Annotated in this window: 25 protein-coding genes, 1 tRNA gene and 1 pseudogene; 13 read left to right on the top strand and 14 right to left on the bottom strand. The window is 35.7% G+C overall.

The window, feature by feature from the left end:
* Positions 1 to 11: 11 nt before the first annotated feature.
* From fusA to rpsL, 3 genes are read right to left on the bottom strand one after another with little or no spacing between them, the layout of a single operon-like run.
* Positions 12 to 2,084 (bottom strand): elongation factor G, encoded by a 2,073-nt coding sequence (gene fusA / locus NHG98_RS00195; protein ID WP_096617551.1) that lies wholly within the window; start codon positions 2,082 to 2,084, stop codon positions 12 to 14.
* Between the two features lie 21 nt (positions 2,085 to 2,105).
* Positions 2,106 to 2,585 carry a 30S ribosomal protein S7 gene (rpsG, locus tag NHG98_RS00190; protein ID WP_096617553.1) on the bottom strand — a complete coding sequence of 160 codons (480 nt, stop codon included), beginning with the start codon at positions 2,583 to 2,585 and terminating at the stop codon, positions 2,106 to 2,108.
* 5 nt (positions 2,586 to 2,590) lie between these two features.
* Entirely contained in the window at positions 2,591 to 2,965 is a 375-nt protein-coding gene (rpsL, locus tag NHG98_RS00185) for a 30S ribosomal protein S12 (RefSeq protein WP_006279787.1), read from the bottom strand.
* 495 nt (positions 2,966 to 3,460) lie between these two features.
* Between rpsL and NHG98_RS00180 the strand changes: the two genes are divergently transcribed.
* From NHG98_RS00180 to NHG98_RS00160, 5 genes are all read left to right on the top strand, one after another.
* A complete protein-coding gene (locus NHG98_RS00180; RefSeq protein WP_259245414.1) occupies positions 3,461 to 3,640 on the top strand; it encodes a hypothetical protein in 180 nt (59 codons plus the stop codon).
* A 142-nt stretch (positions 3,641 to 3,782) separates the two neighbouring features.
* Positions 3,783 to 3,911, top strand: coding sequence for a hypothetical protein (locus tag NHG98_RS00175; protein WP_259245413.1), 129 nt, complete (start codon positions 3,783 to 3,785; stop codon positions 3,909 to 3,911).
* 466 nt (positions 3,912 to 4,377) lie between these two features.
* Positions 4,378 to 5,487, top strand: a complete 1,110-nt coding sequence (locus NHG98_RS00170) for an outer membrane protein assembly factor BamB family protein (RefSeq protein ID WP_096617727.1) — start codon at positions 4,378 to 4,380, stop codon at positions 5,485 to 5,487.
* A complete protein-coding gene (lpdA, locus tag NHG98_RS00165) occupies positions 5,480 to 6,850 on the top strand; it encodes a dihydrolipoyl dehydrogenase (protein WP_096617725.1) in 1,371 nt (456 codons plus the stop codon). The genes NHG98_RS00170 and lpdA (NHG98_RS00165) overlap by 8 nt, the downstream gene beginning before the upstream one ends.
* A gap of 2 nt (positions 6,851 to 6,852) precedes the next feature.
* Entirely contained in the window at positions 6,853 to 7,782 is a 930-nt protein-coding gene (locus NHG98_RS00160; protein ID WP_096676711.1) for a tyrosine recombinase XerC, read from the top strand.
* Between the two features lie 2 nt (positions 7,783 to 7,784).
* On the opposite strand, the gene NHG98_RS00155 is transcribed toward NHG98_RS00160, so the two are convergent.
* The 7 genes and pseudogenes from NHG98_RS00155 to NHG98_RS00125 all read right to left on the bottom strand — a co-directional run bounded on the left by NHG98_RS00155 (position 7,785) and on the right by NHG98_RS00125 (position 12,573).
* Positions 7,785 to 7,967, bottom strand: a complete 183-nt coding sequence (locus tag NHG98_RS00155) for a TomO hydrophobic C-terminal domain-containing protein (RefSeq protein WP_259245412.1) — start codon at positions 7,965 to 7,967, stop codon at positions 7,785 to 7,787.
* A 116-nt stretch (positions 7,968 to 8,083) separates the two neighbouring features.
* Positions 8,084 to 9,160, bottom strand: a complete 1,077-nt coding sequence (locus tag NHG98_RS00150) for an ankyrin repeat domain-containing protein (RefSeq protein WP_259245411.1) — start codon at positions 9,158 to 9,160, stop codon at positions 8,084 to 8,086.
* 85 nt (positions 9,161 to 9,245) lie between these two features.
* Positions 9,246 to 10,184 (bottom strand): thioredoxin-disulfide reductase, encoded by a 939-nt coding sequence (gene trxB, locus NHG98_RS00145; protein WP_096617721.1) that lies wholly within the window; start codon positions 10,182 to 10,184, stop codon positions 9,246 to 9,248.
* Positions 10,171 to 10,770 carry a peroxiredoxin gene (locus NHG98_RS00140; protein WP_096617719.1) on the bottom strand — a complete coding sequence of 200 codons (600 nt, stop codon included), beginning with the start codon at positions 10,768 to 10,770 and terminating at the stop codon, positions 10,171 to 10,173. Before NHG98_RS00140 ends, trxB begins: the two co-directional genes overlap by 14 nt.
* Before the next feature lie 202 nt (positions 10,771 to 10,972).
* Positions 10,973 to 11,125, bottom strand: coding sequence for a hypothetical protein (locus NHG98_RS00135; RefSeq protein ID WP_259245410.1), 153 nt, complete (start codon positions 11,123 to 11,125; stop codon positions 10,973 to 10,975).
* Positions 11,067 to 11,204 (bottom strand): hypothetical protein, encoded by a 138-nt coding sequence (locus NHG98_RS00130; RefSeq protein WP_259245409.1) that lies wholly within the window; start codon positions 11,202 to 11,204, stop codon positions 11,067 to 11,069. Before NHG98_RS00130 ends, NHG98_RS00135 begins: the two co-directional genes overlap by 59 nt.
* Positions 11,205 to 11,652: 448 nt before the next feature.
* Positions 11,653 to 12,573: pseudogene (locus tag NHG98_RS00125) on the bottom strand (IS110 family RNA-guided transposase).
* A gap of 660 nt (positions 12,574 to 13,233) precedes the next feature.
* Between NHG98_RS00125 and lpdA (NHG98_RS00120) the strand changes: the two are divergent.
* The gene (gene lpdA, locus NHG98_RS00120; protein WP_096616003.1) at positions 13,234 to 14,619 is read left to right on the top strand and encodes a dihydrolipoyl dehydrogenase; all 1,386 of its coding nucleotides are present in this window, start codon (positions 13,234 to 13,236) and stop codon (positions 14,617 to 14,619) included.
* Position 14,620: 1 nt separating this feature from the next.
* On the opposite strand, the gene NHG98_RS00115 is transcribed toward lpdA (NHG98_RS00120), so the two are convergent.
* Positions 14,621 to 15,010: a hypothetical protein gene (locus NHG98_RS00115; protein ID WP_096616001.1), complete on the bottom strand. Its 390-nt coding sequence runs from the start codon at positions 15,008 to 15,010 to the stop codon at positions 14,621 to 14,623.
* Between the two features lie 61 nt (positions 15,011 to 15,071).
* On the opposite strand from NHG98_RS00115, the gene murG reads away from it, so the two are divergent.
* Positions 15,072 to 16,103 (top strand): undecaprenyldiphospho-muramoylpentapeptide beta-N-acetylglucosaminyltransferase, encoded by a 1,032-nt coding sequence (murG, locus tag NHG98_RS00110; RefSeq protein ID WP_096615999.1) that lies wholly within the window; start codon positions 15,072 to 15,074, stop codon positions 16,101 to 16,103.
* Here the strand turns inward: murG and gshB are convergent.
* The gene (gene gshB, locus NHG98_RS00105) at positions 16,088 to 17,017 is read right to left on the bottom strand and encodes a glutathione synthase (protein WP_096615997.1); all 930 of its coding nucleotides are present in this window, start codon (positions 17,015 to 17,017) and stop codon (positions 16,088 to 16,090) included. The genes murG and gshB overlap by 16 nt on opposite strands.
* A 60-nt stretch (positions 17,018 to 17,077) precedes the next feature.
* The gene (locus tag NHG98_RS00100) at positions 17,078 to 17,668 is read right to left on the bottom strand and encodes a BON domain-containing protein (protein WP_096615995.1); all 591 of its coding nucleotides are present in this window, start codon (positions 17,666 to 17,668) and stop codon (positions 17,078 to 17,080) included.
* Between the two features lie 140 nt (positions 17,669 to 17,808).
* Between NHG98_RS00100 and NHG98_RS00095 the strand changes: the two genes are divergently transcribed.
* The 5 genes from NHG98_RS00095 to lon all read left to right on the top strand — a co-directional run bounded on the left by NHG98_RS00095 (position 17,809) and on the right by lon (position 23,767).
* A tRNA-Leu gene (locus tag NHG98_RS00095) sits at positions 17,809 to 17,890 on the top strand.
* Between the two features lie 158 nt (positions 17,891 to 18,048).
* A complete protein-coding gene (gene tig, locus NHG98_RS00090) occupies positions 18,049 to 19,383 on the top strand; it encodes a trigger factor (RefSeq protein ID WP_096615993.1) in 1,335 nt (444 codons plus the stop codon).
* 11 nt (positions 19,384 to 19,394) lie between these two features.
* The gene (gene clpP, locus NHG98_RS00085; protein ID WP_096615991.1) at positions 19,395 to 20,021 is read left to right on the top strand and encodes an ATP-dependent Clp endopeptidase proteolytic subunit ClpP; all 627 of its coding nucleotides are present in this window, start codon (positions 19,395 to 19,397) and stop codon (positions 20,019 to 20,021) included.
* On the top strand, positions 20,021 to 21,298 hold the full coding sequence (clpX, locus tag NHG98_RS00080; protein WP_096615989.1) for an ATP-dependent Clp protease ATP-binding subunit ClpX: 1,278 nt from the start codon (positions 20,021 to 20,023) through the stop codon (positions 21,296 to 21,298). The genes clpP and clpX overlap by 1 nt, the downstream gene beginning before the upstream one ends.
* A 15-nt stretch (positions 21,299 to 21,313) precedes the next feature.
* Positions 21,314 to 23,767: an endopeptidase La gene (gene lon, locus NHG98_RS00075; RefSeq protein ID WP_096615987.1), complete on the top strand. Its 2,454-nt coding sequence runs from the start codon at positions 21,314 to 21,316 to the stop codon at positions 23,765 to 23,767.
* Positions 23,768 to 23,779: 12 nt separating this feature from the next.
* On the opposite strand, the gene NHG98_RS00070 is transcribed toward lon, so the two are convergent.
* Positions 23,780 to 24,286, bottom strand: a complete 507-nt coding sequence (locus tag NHG98_RS00070) for a hypothetical protein (protein ID WP_259245592.1) — start codon at positions 24,284 to 24,286, stop codon at positions 23,780 to 23,782.
* Here NHG98_RS00070 and NHG98_RS00065 point away from each other — a divergent pair.
* Positions 24,198 to 25,448, top strand: coding sequence for a heme-copper oxidase family protein (locus NHG98_RS00065; protein ID WP_310437607.1), 1,251 nt, complete (start codon positions 24,198 to 24,200; stop codon positions 25,446 to 25,448). The two genes, NHG98_RS00070 and NHG98_RS00065, sit on opposite strands and share 89 nt — an antisense overlap.
* Positions 25,449 to 25,647 lie beyond the last annotated feature (199 nt).

Raw genomic sequence — 25,647 nt, 5'->3', positions numbered from 1 at the left:
AATTATTACCCTTAATTATACTTTAACTTTAACTCATCAACCACATATTGTGGTACTTGTTCATAATAAGAAAAATGCATACTATACTGAGCTCTTCCCTGAGATATAGAACGCAAAACATTTATATAACCAAACATATTTGCAAGAGGTACGAAAGCAAGAATTATAGTGCTACTATTATGCGTTTCCATACTTGAAACTTGCCCCCTTCTGCTATTTACATCGCCCATGATATCACCCATATACTCTTCAGGCGTAATGATTTCAACTTTCATTATAGGTTCTAACATTTTTGGACCAGCTTTATTTGCCATCTCTTTAAAAGCACCTTTAGCAGCAAGTTCAAAAGCTAAAGGACTAGAATCAACTTCATGGAAAGCACCATCAATAAGGGTAGCCTTAAAATCAATAACCGGAAAACCAGAGATCATGCCTCCTTCTTTTATCAACTCTAAACCATTTTGTACACCAGGAATATATTCTTTTGGAATTGCACCACCTACAATTTTACTTTCAAATTGAAACCCAGAACCAGGCTCAAGAGGTTCAAATATAATCTTTACTTTTGCAAATTGGCCAGCACCACCAGATTGTTTTTTATGAATGTAATCAATTTCAACAGATTTAGTGATAGTTTCACGATATGCAACTTGAGGCGCACCGACGTTAGCTTCAACGTTAAACTCGCGCTTCATTCTATCAACAATAATCTCAAGATGCAGCTCACCCATGCCTTTCAATATAGTCTGTCCACTCTCCGCATTTACTGACACTCTTAAAGAAGGATCTTCTGCAACCAATCTATTTAAAGCAACACCTAATTTTTCCTGATCTGAAGTAGTTTTAGGTTCCACGGCAATTTCAATAACAGGCTCAGGAAATTCCATACGCTCTAATAATATAGGAAAATCAGATGAACATAAAGTGTCGCCAGTAATTGTTCTCTTTAATCCAACTAAGGCAACTATATCACCAACTTTAGCTTCGTTTATATCTTCTCTGTTATTTGCATGCATAAGCAGCATTCTGCCAATTCCTTCAGTCTCATTTTTTCCTGCATTTAATACAGCAGATTTAGATTTTAACTTACCAGAATAAATACGAATAAACGTCAAGCTACCTACAAACTTATCCGTCATCACTTTAAATGCAAGAGCAACGAATTTCTCTTTTTCTGAAGGTTTGATCTCAATTTTCTTTTCTGAATCTTTAGGATCAGTTCCAACAATTACATCAACATCAATAGGAGAAGGTAAAAAATCAACCACACCATCTAAAAGTGGTTGTACGCCTTTATTTTTAAAAGCTGATCCACATAATACAGGAACAAATTTTCCTTTAATGGTCCCATTTCTCACGCATTTTTTCAGTAAATCCACTGGCAGATCGTTAGACTCAAAGTAAGTATTCATCGCTTCATCATCCATCTCAGCTGCAGCATCTAATAAAAGATTTCGATATTCTTGAGCCTTGTCAAGCAAATCAGAAGGAATATCTTCATAAGAAAATTTAGCGCCCAACGTTTCTTCTTGCCATATAATGGCTTTCATAGAAATAAGGTCAATTATACCTTTGAAATCTTTCTCACTTCCTATTGGCAACTGAATGACTAAAGGTGCTGCACCAAGCTTCGTCTTTATCATATCAACACATCGATAAAAATTTGCCCCTATTCTATCCATCTTATTAACAAAGCAAATACGAGGAACGCTATATTTATCAGCTTGACGCCAAACTGTTTCAGATTGAGGTTCAACTCCAGCAACTCCATCAAATACAGCAACTGCACCATCCAAAACCCTTAAAGATCTCTCAACTTCAATAGTAAAATCAACGTGACCTGGAGTGTCTATTATATTGACCCTATGATCATTCCAAAAACATGTTGTTGCAGCAGATGTGATTGTAATACCACGCTCTTTTTCCTGCTCCATCCAATCCATAGAAGCTGCCCCATCGTGCACTTCACCAATTCTATTTTGCTTGCCAGTATAAAATAAAATACGCTCTGTTGTGGTAGTCTTACCAGCATCTATGTGAGCCATTATTCCTATATTTCTGTATTTAGATATCCCAATTTCCATATCACAATTAATTAGCTAACATTAAAAACGAAGATGAGAAAATGCCTTATTAGCCTCAGCCATTTTATATTTTTCTTCGCACATCTTAAACGCACCACCGCGTTTATTATAAGCGTCCAGTATTTCAGATTGCAAACAATCAACAGTGATTTTTCCACTCTTTTTTCGAGCAGCAGAAGTTGCTTTAGCAATCCACCTTAACGCTAAAGAAATAGCTCTATCTTGTCGAACTTCAACAGGCACTTGATAAGTTGCACCACCAATGCGTCGAGAACGCACTTCTATAGAAGGAGTAACATTTTCTACCGCTGTTTCAAAAATTGATAACCCACCTTCGCCTATTTTCTTTTCAGCTAAAGACAAAGCATCATAGATAATCTTTTCTGCAGTAGATTTTTTACCACATTTCATGATTGTATTAATGAAACGCATCAACAAAACACTGCCGTAACGCGAATCAGGACTTATTTCTCTTTTTTTTGCTTTATTCCGACGAGCCATAAACTTTAACCAGATTTCTTTACACCATATTTTGAACGAGCTTTCTTTCGATTTTGCACACCACGCAGATCAAGGGCACCTCTTATTATGTGATAACGCACACCTGGTAAATCTTTAACCCGCCCACCACGTATCAAAACAACAGAGTGCTCTTGTAAATTATGACCTTCACCAGGTATATAAGCTGTCACTTCACCATACCCACTAATTTTTACTCTGGCTACTTTACGGAGTGCTGAGTTAGGCTTCCTAGGAGTTGTAGTATACACCTTAGTGCAAACACCTCTCCTTTGAGGGTTGCTTTCTCCCAAAGCTGGTACCTTTTTCTTATGGGTCAATCCTAATCTACCTTTACGTATTAATTGATTTATCGTAGGCATATGTTATAAACTCAAGCTCATTAAAATAACTAAGTTTTTAGTTATAAAATAATAAACCTCAATAGTCAATATAAAAATAAACATTACTACTCTAATAATTAAGCTCAACTGCTTTGAAAGCCATCAGTAGACTTCTTGCACTACCTCCCAAGCCACAACTGTCATTCAGTAGAAACGAAAAAACTTACTTGACAAGCTTCGCCAGCCCCCTTATCATGATAGTGAAGGTATTCAGTTATCTTCATCTGTGCAGATTAAACAGCAAGAAAACAACGTAGTTGGCGTCTTATTTTTAATTTTTTGCACTATGTGCACCTTATGTCTTCACAACATTTCTGGGTTTTTACCTACATAAGCTGAAACGCGCTTATAAGTCGTTTAAGACAGTATAGTACGCCAATTTGCAGGATTAGAGAGTGACAACTAGCTAAAGCGGGGTTTCTTTTGCCTTTTTTTCTGCTTAGTAAATTTCTTAAACATTTAAACTAAGGTGAGTTGCGTTTAAAAGCAGCTAAATTGCAGTGTTTAAGATTTAAAAAACGCCAAATACTGAAAATAGACAATGACCAGGTCTTCTTTTGCCTTTTTTTTCGTTTGGTAAATTTCTTAATATTTATAGCTAAACGACAATCGTCATCCCGCTACGTGTTAGCGAATAAGAGATACCGCGAATGAATCGCGGTATGACGGTTAAGTAGGGTGTCATTCCAGTCTGGGATCTAGTTCTTATTGTACATTTACTTAGTGTAGAGTTAAGTTTCCTGGATCCCAGTGTCTGGGCACTGGAATGACACCGAAGGGGCTACTGCTGTTTTGGATGGAAACCAGTGTCAGCTACTTTCATGACACCCTGATCTCGTCATCCCGCTACGTGTTAGCGGGATCTATGCTAAGAGATACCACGAATGAATCGCGGTATGACGTTCTGCTGCTTGTTAGCGGCTAAGAGATACCGCGGCGGAATGACGGTTAAGTAATTCGTCATTCCGCTATGTGTTAGCGGATGAGATACCGCAGCGGTATGACGGTTAAGTAGGGTGTCATTCCAGTCTTGAATCTAGTTCTTATTGTACATTTACTTGGTAAGTTTCCTGGATCCAAGTAGTCAGGGCACTGGGATGACAGGAAAAGAGGCTACTCAGATGACAAGAAAGGGGCTACTCGGATGACAAGAAAGAGGCTACTCGGATGACATCTTTATTCTTGGTATAAATTACTTTTATATCTCAATGTTCATACAGCTATGCACGTTGCCGCATAGTGGATGAGGTGTATTACCTCTAAGAGTATGGTTTTACATAATAATATAACATTCTGTTCATAAATCAATGTTTCAACGTACAACAAGAACATTTTCATTGTGATTAAGATTTCTAGTATGTATATTAATAAATCTTGTTCTCAACTAAGTAATGAAAGTAATAATTGTTATAATAATGTTATTGTGTAGCAGTTACACAATGGCAAGCGAGCGAATAAGTCTAGTGGATAAAAAACTATCTCAAGGATATGTAGCTCCAGTGCTTACAGAAGGTAGCGTTATTTTATCAGACAAGCACGGCGCTTTATATTCCTTTGATATTGATAACTCAAAGGCTATGAATTGGAAATTACACCTCTCACATAGGAAAAAAATTGGTAACATGAGCCTATCGCATTATGAAAAAAATGTTTTCTTTATAGTCGATAACACTTTACACGCAATAGATGCAAAAACTGGCAAGATTGAGTGGGAAAAAGAATTGAGAGCTCCAGTAAGAGGGAAAGCAGCAGTAATAAATAATAAATTGGTAGTATTGACTATTGATAATCATCTGTACGTGTTTGATATAAAAGATGGCAGCTCTGCTTGGGCTTATCAAAACGGTATCAATGAGGTTCGAGGTTTGTATTCCATATCGCCAACAATTTCTAACGATAAAATAATAGCACCATTTTCAAATGGTGAGTTAATAGCTTTTAATGAAGACGGTAAAAAATTGTGGAGCCAAAAATTGGCTACAAACCTTTTGGATACACAGCTCACAGATGTAACTACTACACCGAGAGTGCTTGGCGATACTTTAATAGCTACAAATAATTCTTATATTTATGGTATTAACGTGAGATCAGGAAATATTTTATGGTCAAAGTCACTGCAAGTAAAAAGTGTATCAGACATTGAGTCATATTATAGTCCTCTTATTCCTGCAGAGAAACAAAAAGAAGGCGGAAGAATTTTTATAGTAACTAAAGATAATAAAATAATCGGCCTGGATATAAAAAATGGAGAAACAGTCTGGGCATCTGATTTAATAGAAAATACGCAATTGTTTGCTCCAATTATGCATGCCCATACACTGTGGGTGACAAGCAATAAAAGTTCAATGTTTGCTTTTCCTGGATCTGAAAGTGCAGGAAAGGTAGTCAAAGTACCTGGTAATGTGTTTCACACTCCAGTGTTTACTCACGGTAAAATATATGTAACAACTGAGGGAAATGGTGTTTATTCTTTAGAAAATAGGTTTGTTCTTTATGATTGATTATGATCTGATTGTTATAGGTGGTGGTCCAGGCGGTTATAAGTGTGCTATCGCTGCTGCAAAACTTGGATTGAAAGTTGCCTGTATAGATAAAAATAGCATTTTTGGTGGTACGTGCTTGCGAGTGGGGTGCATACCCTCCAAAGCACTACTCCATTCTTCCTATCAGTATGCTCACACGAAAAATAATCTGTCAAAGCTTGGCATAAAAATTAAGGATGCAAGTTTCGATTTAAAAGAAATGCTAGGTTATAAGGACGCCAGAGTTCAGGAACTCGGAAAAGGTATAGAATATCTGTTTAACCTTCACAAAATCACTAAAATCAATGGGCTTGCTTCTTTTGACCAAGGTAATCTTGAAGTTTCAGTTGAAGGTAAGGTGCTGAAGACAAAAAATATAGTAATTGCAACCGGTTCTGACGTTATTTCTTTGCCAGGAATTAATATCGATGAGAAAGACATTATTTCTTCCACCGGTGCACTATCTTTAACTGAAGTACCAAAAAAACTTGTCGTAATCGGAGCCGGGGCAATAGGGCTTGAAATGTCTTCTGTATGGAGGAGGCTAGGGTCTGAAGTCACTGTAGTAGAATTTTTTGACAGAATCGCTGCAGCAATGGATGGAGAATTAAGTAAGTCTCTACTTTCTAGTCTACAAAAACAAGGAATAAAATTTTTACTTAGCACTAAAGTTGAGGGAATAAAACAAAGTAGTAACTCTTTGAGTGTGAAAGTTTGTTCTGTAAAAGATAATCAAACAAACACTATAGAGGCGGATAAGGTATTGGTGGCAGCAGGACGTAAACCATACACTGAAGGTCTTGAAAAAATAAAAAAAGATAATCGTGGTTTCGTTCAAGTTAACAACAGATATGAAACTAATGTGAAAGGAATATTTGCTATTGGTGATGTGATTGGTGGAGCAATGCTTGCTCATAAAGCAGAGGAAGAAGGAGTGGCAGTTGCAGAGATAATAGCAGGACAGTCACCTCACGTTGATTATGAAATTATACCATCTGTCATTTACACTCACCCTGCGGTTTCTTCGATCGGTAAAGCCGAAGAGGAACTCAAAAATGCTGGCTATAAGTACAAAGTTGGTAAATGTCAATTTGCTGCAAACGGCAGAGCAAAAATCACTGATGATGATGAAGGATTCGTGAAAGTGCTGACTTGTAGCAGAGCAGATACAATACTAGGTGTGCATATCATAGGAGCATACGCTGATACGCTAATCAACGAAGCAGCGGTTGCAATGGCATATGGCGCAGCAGCAGAGGATATATACAGAATTTGTCACTCTCATCCTGATATAAATGAAGCCTTTCGAGATGCGTGCATCGATGCTTTCTTTAAAAAATAATTGTGGACCTCGGTTCAATCATTGAAAAATGGTATGAGTGGCTGAGGTGCAACAGATCTTATTCACCAAACACTTTAGAGTCATACATGAGGGACTTGAAGGATCTTATAAATTTCCTAAATACTCACATTGGTGGAGAAGTAAATGTTGGCACTCTGAAAAATTTAAGCATACCTGAGTTAAGAAGTTGGCTTACCTCTCGTTACGCAAGAGGTGTAAACGCAAGATCCAACACTCGAGCACTCTCAGTAATCAGAAATTTTTTCAAGTACATAAAAAACAACTACAATATAGACAATGAAGCTGTATTTTCTTTATCAAGGCCAATTCAGAGAAGAACTTTGCCCAAAGCACTTTCAATATCTAATATAAAAACTTTATTGAAAGAAATGAAACTATCCGACCTGGGTGAACCTTGGGTGGTAAAAAGAGAAATTGCAATTATCGTCCTGCTATATGGTACAGGCTTAAGAATCAGTGAAGCGTTGAACCTTGGGGTTAGTGATATTAACAATGAAAGTTTAATAGTAACAGGTAAAGGAGATAAACAAAGGCAGGTATTCATTCTTCCGGTAGTAAAAAAATGTATACAGGAATATGTAAAAGCCTGTCCTTATCTTGGCATTAATGATGAAGCACAATATCTTTTTTTGGGAGTAAGAGGAAAAAAATTGGGAAGAACTTATGTGGCTAATCGTTTGCAGAAAATAAGGAGAATATTAAATCTGCCAGAAATTTTATCTCCACATGCATTTCGTCATAGTTTTGCTACTCATTTGCTTCAGGAAGATATTGATATAAGATCAATACAACAACTGCTTGGTCATTCGAGTCTTGAGACCACTCAAGTTTACACTCACCTCAGTTATCAAGATGTTTTTAACATGTACAAAAATTTTCAGCAGAGTTTGGAGAAGAAGTCAAAACCTTAACTTCATTCTAGACTGATAACATTACCAAGCTGAGTGCTTCTAACGTCGCTAAGTGCTGTTTTTGTTTTGTATAAACAGTAGCATCCAATTGTAAAGAAGGCAAATGCAGTTACAGCAAGTGGAATACATATTTCCAAATTAGGTGTTGTTAAACATGCACCAACAACCAATGCTGCAGACAACACAAGAGAAGCGACAGCATAGTTGTATTGCTTTCTACTTTGATCAATTTTTTTACTAAGTTGAGTAAGTCGACTACTTAGATCATTAACCCCTGCTTGCTGACTTAATTTCTTTTGTTTTAGCTCTTTTTTTTCTCTGTAAGTTGAGCTTCTTTTCTTTCAAATTCATCTCTAAAGTTTTCGAGCTGCTGCAACTCTCGAGCAATGAATTCGTCGTTTATTTCTGGTTGAACATTATGTTTATTTGCTACAGGTTGCTCTGCACTTACAGGAAATTTTTCATTTAGATAATTTGTAATAGATTCGATTGGATTATTAACACCCCTCAATGCAGCAGTAACAATTGCATGACTCATGAAGCAATTATCTTCTACTAATTTTTTTACATCATCTAAATCTTTTTTATTAATAGTAGCGGTTAATCGCTCTGTAATAGCTTGTTTAATTATTTGCTTCACCCACGAATTTCCCTCTATAGCTTGTATTGGCTTTATTTGACTAAAATCTAGCTCTTTATGTTTTAAAAGTTTTGTCAATACTTCTTTGTTATCTGATGTTATTTCTTGTAAACATGATTGAATAATTAAGCTAAGCGGCGTTTCTATTTCTTCACTTCGGCTTCTTTTCCAGCAATTAGGGTTAAGCTCTTGATTTAATAGTCTTTTCGCTTGGTAAATGTTTCTGCTAGAAAGAGCATCTAATAATTCTCTTCCTTTTCGTGCTTTTTGTATTTCTATTATCAAATACTCAGCACGATTTTGTCTAGCACATTCATCAGAATTTTGCTGTTTTTTATTGGTTAGATAAGTGATTATGTTTGGATGACTTAGTAAGAGCTGTAACGTTTTCTTTTGCTGAAAGCACATTGCTAGATGCAAAGCTGTATTGCCATTATTTTGTTCACGAATATTAACATCTATGCTCTGGTGTAGTAGAAGTAACCTAATCATATTCTGATACTCTTTTTTTGTTCCAGAGCCTGCAGACAAATTAGTAACTATGGACGCCAAAGGTGTCATGCCTTCTTTATCAAACGCATTAACATTCGCATCTCCTTCCAAAGCTTGTTTAAAAGCTTCTAGGTTTTCATCATCAATAGCTTTAAATAACTTTTGTGTTGGTTCATCGAGCGGTTCTGGAGTTCTCTGATTATATCCGTAACCAGTAGTACTTGTACTATTCCATCCATGAGGCATATTAAACCTACCTAACAATTTACTAATATAATTATGAAAAAGAAAAGGAAAATTGCAAGTAATTTATTCAAAATCCTAGAATTAACTACGACTCTAAAAACTTTTCTGCATCAAGTGCAGCCATGCACCCTGTTCCTGCTGCAACTACTGCCTGACGATATACCTTATCTTGAACATCACCTGAAGCAAATACTCCTGCTTTACTAGTTAAAGTTGTTCCAGGTTTTGTAATTATATAACCATGCTGATCCATTTCAACAAAGCCTTTAAAAATACCTGTATTTGGTGCATGCCCAATTGCAATGAACACTCCATCCACTTCTAACTCTTGAGCTTCCGTTGATTTAACTATAATACCAGTAACTTTTTTTGGATTTTCTTCTCCAAGAATCTGCCCTACGGTATGGTTCCACATTACTTTTATTTTATCATTTTTAAAGAGCCTATCTTGCATTACTTTTTCCGCTCTCAATTTATCACGTCTGTGTATTAATATCACTTCTTTGGCAAATCGAGTTAAAAATATTGCTTCTTCAACAGCAGTGTTTCCACCACCAACCACAGCTACAACTTTATTCCTAAAAAATGCACCATCACAAGTTGCACAAGCTGAAACTCCGTAACCTTGAAATTCCTTTTCACTCTCCAAACCAAGCCACTTCGCTTGCGCACCAGATGCAATTATAATTGCATCCGAGTAGTAGTCATTGATATTACCAGAAGATCTAAATCTATACTTATTAGAATCCTCAAGTTGTTCAACGCTTTTTATCTCATCATCTATTATTTTTGCTCCAACCTTTTCTGCATGCAACCTCATCTGCTCCATTAGTTCTGGCCCTTGTATTGAAACAAAACCAGGATAGTTTTCAACATCTGTAGTAATTGTAAGCTGACCACCAGGCTGCATTCCCGTTACTACAATTGGCTCTAAGTTTGCACGTGCTGCATATATAGCAGCAGCATAACCTGCTGCCCCGGATCCAATAATAAGAACTTTTGTACTAAATTTATAATTCTTCACTGTATGAGTTTAGATAATCAGCTACTCCTTCATCGCTTGCCTGCATTGCTGGCTTACCTTTCTTCCAACCTGCTGGACATACTTCACCATGCTCTTCATTATGTTTAATTGCATCAACGATTCTAACGAACTCATCGATATTACGCCCTAAAGGCAAATCATTTATTGATTGATGACGTACAATAAATTTATCATCAATAACGAAAGTTGCTCTCAGCGCAATTGAGTCATCATATAAGACCCCATAGTCTCTTGATATAGACTTTTTGATATCAGACACTAAAGTGTAGCTAACTTCTCCAATACCACCATCATTGACTGGAGTGTTTCGCCATTTATAATGTGAAAATTTTGAATCTACACTTATTCCTATCACTTCAACACCACGTTTTGAAAAATCCTCTATTTTATTACTAAATGATATCAACTCAGTTGGACAGACAAAGGTAAAATCAAGTGGATAGAAAAAAAGGACAGCATACTTATTTTTTATGCGCTTACTCAGACAGAAATCATCAACAATTTCTCCACCAGAGAGAACAGCTGAAGCAGTAAAATCGATAGCAGATTTTGTTACAAGATTCATAATTGACCTATTCTTTTAAAACAACTCTAATTTTACACTTGATAAACTTATATGCAAGTTTTCTTTGGTTTTAGTCCTATAAAAACTTCCTCAAATAGCTCTTCTTGTTTACCGATAAGATACAATCCAGATTGGAATACTGAGTTGGTGAGTATAAAATTCTACATCATGCCGCCGCGAACCGTCATACCGCCGCGGTATCTCAGCAATAGATCCCGCTAACAAGCAGCGGGATAACGAATTGCTTAACCTTCATTCCGCCACGAACCGTCATGCCACCGTGAACCGTCATACCGTCACGAACCGTCATACCGCGATTCATTCGCGGTATCTCGGCAATAGATCCCGCTAACAAGAAGCGGGATGACGAATTGCTTAACCTTCATTCCGCCACGAACCGTCATTCCGCCGCAGACCGTCATACCGCGATTCATTCGCGGTATCTCATCCGCTAACAAGAGATCCCGCTGCGGGATGACAGCAGTCTTACGTCATACCACCGCGAACCGTTATACCGTCACGAACCGTCATACCATCACGAACCGTCATACCGCGATTCATTCGCGGTATCTCATCCGCTAACAAGAGATCCCGCTAACAAGTAGCGGGATGACGAATTGCTTAACCTTCATACCGCCACGAACCGTCATATCAACTATGTTTTTTTTAAATTTTTTGAATTTAGTTTTATTACAACTCTTGTTTATAATTTTGTATTTTTATTCAATTAGAAAATGCATTTTTGACAATAAACACCCTAATTTATCATAGAAAAATTTTATATCAAACAACAGTTACTGCTTAGATTTTATGGTTAACGAATATGTGCTTTAAGTGTGTGTGGACGCACATATTCGTTAACTTATTTTCTATGCAGATTTTTTAATTCACATTAACTGCTTCTTTAAGCCTGGCATTAGCAATAACCATAATTTTACGCATTAGAGCTTACCATCTTCTTCTTACCACTTTCAATGAGCTTGGAATAAAAGGCACCAAGTGCAGATTTGGACTTTGCAGCAGCCATTGCAGCCGTAAAAAGCTTAGTACGAACATTGCTTCTACCGCCTGTTATTCTTCGATAACCAATAGCTTTTCCACTTTCTTTTGGATGCGGTGCAACTCCAGCAAGACTTGCTACTTCTTTTCTGTTTAAGTAGCCAAGCTCCGGCATCAGACACACAAAATCTTGTGATAACTTTGGACCTATTCCTGGCACTGTTCTCAGAATTTTTTGGCGCTTCTGTAACTCTAGATTTTTATCAATGATTTTTTGTATGGCATTATTGAGCTTATTTATCTGACTGTTAAAAAAGTCAATGGTTTTTTGGCAACTTTTTTTTGTGTAGTCATTTTCAGGTGCTTCCAACCTACATTTCTCTTGGGCTCTCATTTGTGTAAGGTCATCACGACGTTGACAAAGTGCAATCAAAGTTGATTGTTCTTTAGAAGTAGGGAGAAAGAGTTCTATGGCGCATACTGAGCAAGAGCCATTGCATCTGATTTATCAGACTTTGCTAAAGTTCCGTGAGACAAGATAAAGCTTTTTACTTTACGGGTATTAGCTCGATGTACAGCGATATTCTTGTCAATAAGAAAATGCGATAAACCAAGCTCATATTTTCCTGTATTTTCTAAAGTTACTAAAGAATTAGGTAAGATACCTGAAAACTTTTTAAACAATTGTTGCCAACCAGAAGCATTATTATCAAATTCGACAACACTCTTCTGTGTGTGAACCGCAACAACATTTTTAAATTTTCCGATGTCAATACCAATAAAGTTTTGATAAGATGTAACCATATTAACAACCTCGATAGTTTATTGATTTAAGATTGTAAACGGGTGCATACATATGTCCCATGCAACTATTCAAACGTATCGAGGGATAGGGCTAGTGTACCTTGATATAGACGGTTGTTATAACACCAACGCCGCGCACACGCCCGTGATAGCTCTATTCCTATAGTGAGTAGAGTTATCTTCCCTCTTGTTTCTTTTATAACATATTTTTAACTTACAACCGCCGCGGTGCTAACACGTAGCGGGATGACGGTTGTCGTTTAGCTATAAATGTTTAAGAAATTTACCAAATAAAAAAAAGGCAAAAGAAGCCCCGAGTAGCGAGTTTTGACTCTATATTACTGTAAGTGGCGCTGTAATAATGTGCTAACGCTTAAAATAAGCGCGATTTGGCTGAATGTAGAAAAAATAAAAAAGACATGCAGCCGCTATAATTTTATGTAATCCGCCAATAAATACTCTGAGTTTTTTACTGAATTTTGTCATTGAGCCTGCAGGTCAAAAACAAGTTTTGAGTCACAAATACCCTTATTATCATAATAAGGGGGCTGGCGGAGTTTGTCAAGTAAGTTTTTTCGTTTCTATGTTGTTAGCTACCTGAATATTGATCATACGGGTTCCATCTGTTATATATAATCTTTTTGAATACGAAAAAAACTGATGAATGAGTATGATATTACGGTTATAGGTAGCGGTCCTGGTGGTTATATAGCAGCAATTAGGGCGGCACAGCTTGGGTTTAAAACTGCAATTGTAGAAAAAGAAAAAAATTTAGGCGGTATATGCTTAAATTGGGGATGTATACCAACAAAATCACTACTTAGAGCATCTGAGATTTATAGGCTAATAAAAAGATCAAAAGAGTTTGGTATAGAAGTAAAGGGAGCGAGTTTTGATATACAATCAATAGTGCAATACTCAAGAAACGTTGTTGATAAATTGTCAAGCGGTGTTGCATATTTGATGAAAAAAAATAACATCAAAGTTCATCAAGGCTTTGGTAAACTTGCAGGCAATAGTACTATAAAAGTTGCTGGCGATAAGGAAGAACAAGAAATTGTTTCCAAGCATATCATTTTAGCAACAGGAGTGAGGTCACGGAATCTGCCTGGAATAGAGGCAGATGGAGATTTAATATGGAATGCGCAGCATGCTATGATGCCGGGAAAATTACCAAAATCACTACTAATTATAGGGTCTGGTGCAATCGGAATAGAATTTGCAAGTTTTTATAGTACTTTGGGGGTTGATGTAACAATCATAGAGATAAAGAGCACTATTTTGCCGCTGGAGGATAAAGACATTTCAGGCCTAGCAGAAGAAATATTCACAAAACAGGGGATAAAAATATATACAAACAGTAGCGTAAAAGCTCTTACTAAAAGTAAAGACTCTGCTCAAGTGCTACTAAGTAGTGGTGAAAGCAAAGAATTTGATAGGGTGATTGTTGCGGTTGGAATTCAAGCAAATATTGAAAATATAGGTTTAGAAAATACAAAAATTAAATTAAGCCCTTCTGGTTTTATTGAAATGAATGAATGGTATGAAACTAGTGAATCAAATGTGTATGCAATAGGTGATGTAGCTGGTCCACCATGTTTAGCACATAAAGCAAGCCATGAAGCTGTGATCTGCGTTGAAAAGATTGCTGGTAAAAGTGCTCATGCATTAAAAAAAGAATGCATACCAAATTGCACTTATTCTCATCCACAAGTAGCGAGCATCGGCCTTACTGAGGAACAGGCAATAAAAGGTGGGTATGATGTAAAAATAGGAAAATTTCACTCTAACTTTAATGGTAAGTCTATTGCACTCAGTGAAACTGAAGGGTTAGTGAAAACAATTATAGACAAAAAGACAGGCGAACTTCTGGGTAGCCACATGATAGGTGCAGAAGTAACGGAGTTAATTAGCAATTTTGCTCTTGTAAAGCAACTAGAAGGAACAGACTTCGACATAAAATCTACGATTTTTCCTCATCCAACCATTTCAGAGATGATACACGAATCAGTGCTTGTTGCAGATGATGAGTCGTTAAATAGTTGAACTAACGTTCCATCGTTTTAGAGTTGTCAATGTCTTGGGTAGTAGTTTGATTAGGCACTTTAATTTCAATAGATTGATTACCAGCATCAGAATTCTGTAACTCTTCTTTCAATCCCTTAGCTGCTTCTTTAACTTCAAGCTTTGCCTTTGGATGAAGATCTTCTGGGCCTTTTCCTTTAGTATCCAAACCTTGTTGTAGATTAGTGCTTTTCATTTTATTATGCTGCTCGTGCTCAGGTAGGTCAACAACCGAATTGAAAAGAATTTTTATTATATTTTTTAGCAGTTCTAAAAAACCTCCGCCTCTGCCTTCTCTTTGTTCTTGAGATTTATTTTTCTCATTAGGTTCTTTTTTGCTATTAGTTTCAGGCATTTCTAACTCAACTATTATAAAGCTTAATAAAATTCTACGTGCAAATTATTAAATAACAGTTAATAATCTAGATTTACAAATGGATATTATTTTAGCAACAGGTGGCACAGGCGGGCATATCTTTCCGGCCATAGCCTTAGCAAAAGCACTAAAGACACAAGGATACAATTGCATATTATTCACTGATAAAAAAACAAATAAAAATATCGACATAGAAAGCTATATTTTACCATTACGTAGACCAAGCGGCAACAAATTTAAGTTTTTCCTTTTATTAATGTATAGTTGTGTGCTAGCAATATATAAAATCAGAAAATTGAAGCCAAGATTAGTAATTGGTTTTGGTAGCTATGCTTCTTTTCCAACTCTTCTTGCAGCAAGGGTTCTTTCTATACCTATAATTTTACATGAACAAAATACAGTTTTAGGAAGAGTAAATAGATTCTTTTTCAAGAGTGCAAAATTAATTGCAACCAGCTTTCCGGAGACTAAGTATGCAGAAGGTAGTAAATGCGTTTTTACAGGAAATTTTATTGATATAAAAGCACAGAGCCATTCTAGCACTGAGAAAGCCCTAAACATATTAGTCATAGCAGGTAGCCAAGGTGCAAATTTTTTTGATGATGTAGTAAGCAGCGTAATTTGTGATTTAACTATTAAAATGAAAAAGAAAATTAGAGTGACGCAGCAATGTACGAAGAAAAATATAAACAAGGTCAAGAGTCTATACAAAAGTGAAAAGATCGATTGTGAATTGAGTGAATTTTTTGATGATATGGAAAATAGATTGGCCAATGCTCACTTGGTAATTAGCAGAGCAGGAGCAACTTCAATAGCAGAGATCACTCTCGCTAGGCGCGCTGCTATATACATTCCTTACCCTGACTCAAAAGATAACCACCAATTTTATAATGCAAAATATATTGAAGATTCGGGAGCAGCTATGATAGTTGAGCAGAATAGTGAAGCAAAAAAAAATCTAACAGAGTTACTATTTGATCTATTCAATAATTCTCAAAAATTGCGTGATATGACCAATAATACAAAAAAAACAGGGATAAAGAATGGGACTACTGAGTTTGTTAAGGTAATTGTTCACAGGTTTAGTTGATGGCTGCTTGCTTTTTCTTCAAACACATCCCAAAGGTCTTTTTCTAGCGATATATTATATAATTTATTGATATAAACTACTCCCGTGGGTGAAGTTGTGTTAATTTCGAGCAAGAAGTCATCTATAATATCAATACCAACAAATATTAGCCCCCTTTTCTTTAATTCAGGACCAATTTTGTTACATATTTGATTGTCTCTATCATTCATTTGAGTGGGGTCAAAACTTGCTCCAAGTCGCATGTTTGTTCTGATCTCTCCACTAACTTTTGGAACTCGTTTTATTACTCCAATTGGTTGACCATAAAGTAGCAATATTCTTTTATCTTTATCTATGTTTTTACAAAATGATTGCACAATTACAGGACATTCATATTTTGCTATCATGAGATCCACTACCACTTGAATACTGTTTTCATCTCGTATTCTTATTACATCGTTTCCTCCATAACTATACAACGGCTTCAGAATAATATCTTTATAACTGCAGTAAAAATCTCTAATCAGTGATATATTTTCAGTTATCAAAGTTGGCGGAATTAGCTCTGGAAATAATGAAGTTATCAGTTTTTCAGGACAATTCCTTATTTCTGTTGGATTGTTAATTACCAATGCGCTGGTTTTTTCTAAGATATATGTTGTTGTAATATAACGCATATCAAAGGGTGGATCTTGTCTGATAAATATGATGTCCATTTCATTCAAGTTGATAGCTACATCTTTTTTGGAGATAAAACTAAAATCATCAACATTGACTTTCTGAGCCAGAGCAATTGGATGGTTTAGCTTTAGTGCTAAATTGTTAGGAGCATAGATAAAAACTTCATGTCCCCTCCTTTGTGCTTCCTTTATTAGCACGAATGTAGTGTCAGTTTCAAAATTTATATTTTCATCCATCTGAAAAGCAACTTTCATTTATGTTCTCTACCTATTGTCACAACTGTACAAATGTTATAATTTGAAGGCGATTTTTGCCTAATGGCGTAATTTACTGTACCTATATCGTACATAACTTACAACTTGTTTTACTCCCTTTACTTTTCTTGCAATTGATATTACAGCTTTTAACTCCGCTTTATTTTGGGCTATACCCATCAAATAAACAACTCTATCAACCGTATTAACGCTATAATTAATTGATTTAATATTTCTTTTCCCCAGAAGTCTTGTTCTTATTTCCGCTGTTATCATGCCATCTACAGTAGTGTCTAGCATGGAAGCCATTTGAATTGGTATTACTCTTATTTCATTTATCACTTCTTTAATTTCTTTTTGCTGCCAAGCTATTTTTTCTGCTGTAAGTTGTTTTTCAGGAGTGTCAACACTTCCAATGAGCAATACTCTTCCTTCACTTACTTTGACCTTTATGGATGAAAATAGCCCATGTTTTAAGAGCCCCTTATTAATTCTAATGACCATAGTTGTATCATCAATGATATTTCCCAAGGATTTGTCCTGCATTGTTATCGCTGTCGCTGTAGCCACCACACCACCTATTATAAGGGTTGTGCAACCACTTTGTGTAATCAAAAAAATTGCGAGTAGGAAGCTTGTTATTAATCTCATTATTGATTTTCAGGATTTAGAGCTTTCATTAAGAAATGTTAATAAGCTTTTTTGATTGTGTAAATACTATAAATTAAGTAAGACTTTAAACCTTGAATATTTTTAATGGAATACCTATAATAGGGTACTGAAAATTTCTTGCGGATATGGCGGAATTGGTAGACGTGCCAGGTTTAGGTCCTGGTGAGCTTGCTCGTGGGGGTTCAAGTCCCTCTATCCGCACTTTAAAGTCATGTAACTTAGGTTTTAAGGGAAAATTTATAATCACTAAATACACTTTTGTTTGTATAAAAACCTGTTCTTAAGGATTGTGTTTAACTTAAATTCTGGTAAAATGACTCTATTAAGATATGAATTAAAATGTTAATAAATGAATTATGATGTCTAATAATATACCTCAAAATACAGTCGAAGTAAGTAGCGTATATACCTACAAAGAGCTTAGTATAGATAAACTAAAGTATGAGTATGAAATCACAGTTAGTAGTGATTATATAAAACAAAAGGTAAATTCCAGGTTGCAAGAGATAGCAGAAAATGCAAAATCACCTGGATTTAGGGCTGGAAAGATGCCCTATGACCTTGTTGTTGCAAATTATAAAAATGAAGCTTTGGAATATGTGATAAATAATACAATTGATTATTGCTCAAGTGATTTGATGAAAAAAATTGAAGTCAAGTCTCACATTTATCCTAAGATTGATGTTATATCATTACCAGATCTGGGCAAAGAAAATGAGGAGGGCAATTTTGTATACAAGCTATCTTTTGAGTCGATGCCTGAAGTACCGATGATAGATCTTAACAAAATAAACTTAAAGAAAATTGAAGCAAAGATTGAAGAGGAAGATATAAAAGAATTTATTGATTCTATCAAAACAAAGTTCCCCAATTTCGCCTCTGTTGATGATGCTTCTTATCAAGCGAAAGATGGGGATAAATTGATAATTGATTTTGAAGGGCGGATTAGGAATAAGCTCTTTCAGGGTGGAAGTAGCAAAAATTTTGCCGTTAATTTAGGGTCTGGCACATTTATTAATGGTTTTGAAGATCAATTAACTGGTATGAAAAAGGGAGAAACAAAGAACTTTAAGTTGAAATTTCCCGAAAATTACCAAGCCATTTCCCTTGCAGGACAGGAAGCTGATTTTTCTGTGCGAGTTAATGAGATTCACATTGCCAAAGATTTTGAAAATGATGATGAAATAGCTAAGAGTATTGGTTTTAAGGATTATTCTTTGCTAATAAGTCATGCAAAAAAAATGATTGGTGATCAGTGCACCGAAATGAGAAATCTCTTAATTAAAAAGGAGCTATTTGATTATTTGGATGCTAATTATAGTTTTGATTTACCCACAGACATAGTAAAACAGGAGCAACAAAGAATGGAAGGAGAACTGGGTGCTCAAAATGATTCTCGTAAAGAAGCTGAAAAACGTGTAAAGCTTGCTATGTTATTTATGAAATTTAGTGCAGAACATAAAATATCATTAACTCAAAATGATGTTTTGAATGTTATTGTAAATCAATATGTCAGTAAGGATGTACCGTTTGACAGAGTACTTAAGCATTTTGAATCAAATAAACAATTTCAAGAATTAGTTAGAGGGCAAGCGCTTGAGTATAAAGTGACAGATTATATAATAGAAAAAGTTAGTAAAGAAGAGCAGATTGCTTCTGTGAAAGAATTAAAGGAATTATTTGATAATATTTAATAGGAAAAGGTATGACTCTTATACCAATTGTAGTTGAACAAACTAGTCGCGGTGAGCGTGCTTATGACATATATTCAAGACTAGTGAAAGAAAGAATAATTTTCGTAACAGGTCCTATTGAGGACAACATGGCCAGTGTAATAGTAGCACAGCTTTTATTTTTAGAATCGGAAAATCCCGATAAAGACATTTTTATGTACATCAACTCACCAGGTGGTGTTGTAACTGCTGGTTTGTCGATCTACGATACAATGCAGTATATAAACCCAGACGTTTCAACTTTATGTATAGGTCAAGCTGCGTCTATGGGTTCCTTATTGCTTGCATCTGGTACAAAAGGTAAGCGCTACTCTCTACCTCATTCAAGAATTATGATACATCAGCCATCTGGTGGTTATCATGGTCAAGCAACTGATATAGAAATACATGCTAATGAAATTTTGCGAGTTAAGAAAAAACTAAATCAAATTTATGAAAAACATACTGGAAATTCACTAAAGAAAATTGAAGGAATGATGGAAAGAGATAAATTCATGGATCCTGAGGAAGCAAGGAAAATTGGCTTAATTGACAAGGTGATAGCTGAGCGTACAGATATTGAAATTGAAAATATTAAAGTTAAACAAAAGGTGGGTTAATGGATAACAACAATGATTTACACTACTGTTCTTTTTGCAACAAGGCGCAAGATGAAGTAGATAAATTGATTACTAACTCCTCGGATGGTTTAAAGGTGTTTATTTGTAATGAGTGCATAGAATTATCCCATAAAGCAATAAGTCAAAAGAAAGATAGATCTTTTAATTCAGATCGTATATCTGATATGAAGCTATTACTAAAGAAACCTGAGGATATAAAAAACTTTCTCAGCAAGCATGTTGTAGGTCAAGAACACGCGCAACACGTTTTATCTGTAGCTATGTATAACCATTGTCAATCCATGGTACAATTTCATGCTATAAGTGATATTGAAATCGAGAAGTCAAATATAATGCTTATTGGTCCCACTGGTTCTGGTAAGACTTTGCTAGCCAAAACACTTGCTAAAGTTTCAGATGTGCCATTTGCTATGGCTGATGCAACAACTTTAACTGAGGCAGGTTATGTGGGTGATGATGTAGAAAGCGTGTTGTCGCGTTTATTACAAGCTGCAAATTATGACATTGCAAAAGCACAGCGTGGTATAGTGTTTATAGATGAAATAGACAAGATTACAAGAAAATCTGAAAGCACCTCAATAACCCGTGACGTTTCAGGTGAAGGGGTCCAGCAAGCTCTGCTTAAGATTATAGAGGGTACAGTTGCTTATGTTCCGCCACAAGGAGGGCGAAAACACCCACAACAAGAGTTTATACAAGTGGATACTAGTAACATACTATTTATTTGTGGAGGAGCTTTTGAAGGCCTCGATAAGATTATTGAGGCGAGAAAAAAGGGAACGTCAGTTGGCTTTGGAGCAGATATAAGTCAGTCTAAAGAGCAAAAGAAAAAGAATGCTTTACATGATGTTCAACCTGAAGATTTAATCAAATTCGGTTTAATACCCGAATTTGTAGGGCGGGTTCCAATAACTGCTGTTTTAGATGAGTTGGATCATGAAGATTTAATATATGTGTTGACAGAGCCAAGGAATGCACTAATAAAACAGTACAAAGCATTGCTTGCGTTTAGCAAAGTAAACCTTGAGTTTTCAGATGAAGCAATATCAGCTATTGCTAAAAAGGCTATAAGCTATAAAACAGGTGCAAGAATGTTACGTGCTATCTTGGAGTCACTTTTGCTTGACGTTATGTATACAGCTGGAAACGGAGATTTTGAAGGTAGCACTATAGTAATCACTAAGAAAATGGTAGAATTAGGAAAAGCAACGGTTAATCATAATAATAATGGCAATGTTATAACGGTTAATGATTAATTTGAGGCGTATATTATGAACATTGAACGTGCTGTGAGCTCTAGTTTTACTGCATTGCCAGTATTACCTTTAAGAGATGTAGTAATTTTTCCAAATATAATGGTGCCTTTATTCATAGGCAGAGAAAAATCTGTTAATGCACTAGAATATGCAACAAGTAGTAGTAGTCACCAAAATGAGATTTTTCTTGTAGCACAGAAAGATGGCTCTGTTGATAATCCAGAGCCTGAAGATCTTTATGAAGTAGGTGTGTTAGCAAACATTATACAACCATTAATAAAATTGCCTGACAATGCAGTAAAAGTTATAATCCGGGGGATAAGAAGGGGAAGAGTTGTAGAATATATTAGCTCTCATACTTTATTACAAGCCAGGGTAGAGTTAGACAATCATTATAAAGAAGATGAAGACAATATTGATTTAGAAGCTTCAAGGCGATCTGTTATAGACGCGTTCGATAGCTGGTGTAAGCTAAACAAGAAAAATCAGCCTGAAGTTGCCATTAACCCCATTGATCAAATCAAAGAAGTTGATCAGCTTGTAGACACGGTAGCTTCACATTTAAATATAAAAGTATCGGATAAACAAAGCATACTTGAGGCTTATGACCCAAAAGAGCGTTTAAAAAAAGCTTTTGCTTTTATTGAGAGAGAAATAAGTATTTTGAACGCACAAAACCGTTTATATAAGACAATTAAATCGCAAGTTGAAAGCACTCAGAAAGTTTACTACCTTAACGAGCAATTGAAAGCTATACAGAAAGAATTAGACGAATTTGAGAATGGTGATGAAGGGAATATACTCAATAAATTTGAAAAAAAGATAAATGAAACAAAGCTTTCTCAGGAAGCAAGAGAGAAAGCTATAACTGATTTGAAGAGATACAAGAAAATGAATCCCATTTCTCCTGAAGCTACAGTTATATCTAGTTACTTGCATTGGTTACTTGATTTGCCGTGGGGAAAGCACAAAGATGCAAAAATTAAATTAAATGCAGCTAAGAAAATCTTAGATGAAAATCATTATGGCATAGAGAAAGTAAAAGATAGGATAATAGAATTTTTAGCAGTATTAAAAAGAGTAAAAGAGATAAAAGGTCCTATACTTTGCTTGGTTGGACCGCCAGGTGTTGGTAAAACTTCTTTAGCTAAGTCTATGGCAGGAGCAGTAGGAAGAGATTTTGTTCGCATAGCTCTTGGTGGTGTGCGTGATGAGTCTGAGATACGAGGACATAGGAAAACTTATATTGGCTCAATGCCTGGTAAAATCATTCAACACATGAAAAAAGCTAATTCATGCAACCCGCTTTTTCTGCTTGATGAAATAGATAAGATGGGTTCTGATTCGCGTGGCGATCCTGCATCTGCATTACTTGAGGTTTTAGATACTGAGCACAATAAACACTTTACGGATCATTACTTGGAAGTTGAGTTTGATCTTTCAAGTGTAATGTTTGTAGCTACGGCAAACAGCTTAAATTTGCCACATCCTTTGCGTGATAGGATGGAAATTATACAATTGTCCGGGTATACTGAAGATGAAAAAATCAGTATTGCTACACACCACCTTATTCCGAAGTTAAAGAAGGAGCATGGTTTGTATCAGAAGGAATGGGACATAACTAATGAGGCGTTATACAAGTTGATACGTTTATATACACGTGAAAGTGGTGTACGGAGTATGGAAAGGGAGCTTGCAAAGCTCATGAGAAAGGCAGTTAAAGAAATATTGACTGATAAAAATAAGAGAATATCCGTAGGGGTTGACAATTTACAAGATTATTTAGGGGTACGTAAATATACCTTTGGTATTGCAGAAAATGAGAGTTTAGTGGGAGTAGTAACTGGGCTTGCCTATACTGAAACAGGTGGTGATATTTTGATGATAGAATCAGTCCTAATTCCGGGCAAGGGAGAAATAAAATACACAGGAAAGCTTGGAGAGGTTATGCAAGAATCTATAAAAGCTGCGTATAGTTATATTCGATCAAATTGTTTGTTTTTTGGTATAAAGCCCGAAAAATTCCAAAATAATGATATACATTTGCATGTACCTGAGGGTGCTGTACCAAAAGATGGCCCTTCTGCTGGCAGCGCGGTATGTACGTCTATTGTTTCTCTTATGACAAATACACCAGTTAACAAAAATGTTGCTATGACAGGCGAAGTGACATTGCGTGGTAGAGTTTTAGCTATTGGGGGCTTGAGAGAAAAATTGCTTGCAGCGCTCAGAGGATCAATCAAAACTGTGATTATACCAAGTGAAAATGAGAAAGATATGCAAGAGATCCCTGCAAGCATCAAAGAGGGGATCAACGTAGTTTTTGTTAAGAATATTGATGAAGTTATGAAAGTTGCTTTAATGCACCCTACTACTCCAATTGATGGTGATGATAATCAAAATAGTATGCCTTCCTCTATAGAAAATAAAGATGATACTTTTCCTATGTCGGAAACATTGAAGCATTAGATTAAGAAGATATTAAATGTTTTTACGAAGATTAGGAATCATCTTAATTTCAAAAAAATAACCGTATAATTTAGCAAGGCACTCAAGTAAAAATAATATTAATACATAGGATACAGCAGGAGTTGCTATATTACGAAAAAGATTATCTGCATCTGATATTGAAACACAATCTATAATAACTTTTATTAAGTATGGATTAAAGGAAATATCGATAGCCCAGACTAATCCTGTCAGTAATACTATTCCTATATAAAATGGAAATGGACGCAGCATTTTCAAGATGAAGGACATGACTTGCTTTGTTGTTATGTCCTTCATTTGAACTACGCATATCAATTTGAAAAATGTACACTGTCTTGTATTATAGTACCTAAAAGTAAGAAAGACCATGCTCAACATACAAAATAACGCTACACTTTGTAAAAGATGGATATTCTTAGCAGTATGTGCCCTTGCTTGCTCTGGGTTGCTGTCAATAATCGTTATTTTTCTGCGATTGCCTTTTATTTCCTCCTTCATTCCCTCCGCACAATATATCTTTGATAATGCGCTGGTAATACACGTGAACTTGTCAATTTTGGTGTGGATGTGCTCTATAATATCTCTGCTCTTTATCATAAACCTACAAAATACCAATAGTTGGTTTAACTTTTCATGGGTTCTATCAACCCTTTCGATGCTGCTCATGTTTATATCCGCATTCGTTCCAAACACTGAAGTTATCAAAAGTAACTATATTCCCGTATTACAAAACAAATTATTCTTATTTGGTCTTGGTTTGTTTACTACCAGTATATTAGTAAATGCAATGCTAGCATACACATCAAAAAAAGAGGTTTCATTTCTCTCTGTGGGGCAAATCGGGCTGGTTATTATACTTGTTTCATCATTTCTTTGCTTTGTTTTAGCATATCAAAATATGCCTCCAGATCTATATCACTCAGATAAGAATTTGTTTTACGAATATCTCTTTTGGGGAAGCGAACATTTATTGCAGTTTGCTTTTACTCAAGGGATGTTTTTAGTGTATTTAATAATTAGTGATGTTAGTTTAGCTTCAAGCAATAAAATTACTATTTTACCGCTGTTTATAAACACGATTTTGGCTATAGGTGCACCGTTTGTATATTTTGTTTATCCAGTTGATAGTGCCAAGTTAATACAGTTTTTTACTTGGCATATGAGAATTGCTGGAGCAGTTTTGCCGTGCTTTTTGATAATATTAGTGTGCTGCAACATCAGGACTTTTACTAATGATAAAAGCAACTATTTACTACATTCATTTTTATTGTTCATTTATGGAGATGTGCTTGGAGTGCTGACTATTGAAGGAAATGTCACCATTCCCGCTCATTATCATGGTTCTGTAGTTGGGATCACTATAGCTTTTATGAATTTCATTTATTGGCTGTTACCTAAATTAAACTTTAAAGAGGTAAAAAGTTCCATGGTAAGATTACAGATTTATGCGTACAGTGTGGGGCATTTTCTCCATATTACTGGACTTATATGGCTTGGTGGATATGGTGCCTTAAGAAAAGTTGCAGATCTGCCAAATATTTCATCAATGTTGGCACGTGCTTGTTTTATTGCGGGTGGAGCTATATCAGTTATTGGTGGAATGTTGTTCGTAATAATTGTGCTTTTACATCTGTTAAAAGGCAAAGCGCGTACCAACTAACCCATAAAAATGAAAAAACTTGCTTGACAAACCTCGCCAGGTCCCTTATTGTAGTATTAAGGGTATTTATGACTCAAAACTTGTTTTTGACCTGCAGGCTCAATGACAAAATTCAGTAAAAAACTCAGAGTATTTATTGGCGGATTACATAAAATTATAGCGGCTGCATGTCTTTTTTATTTTTTCTACATTCAGCCAA

This window comes from Wolbachia endosymbiont of Aedes albopictus (genome assembly GCF_024804185.1).
GTDB lineage: Bacteria > Pseudomonadota > Alphaproteobacteria > Rickettsiales > Anaplasmataceae > Wolbachia > Wolbachia pipientis_B.
Note: the sequence above shows the minus strand (reverse complement) of the source record. Positions and strands in the feature narration are given on the sequence as shown.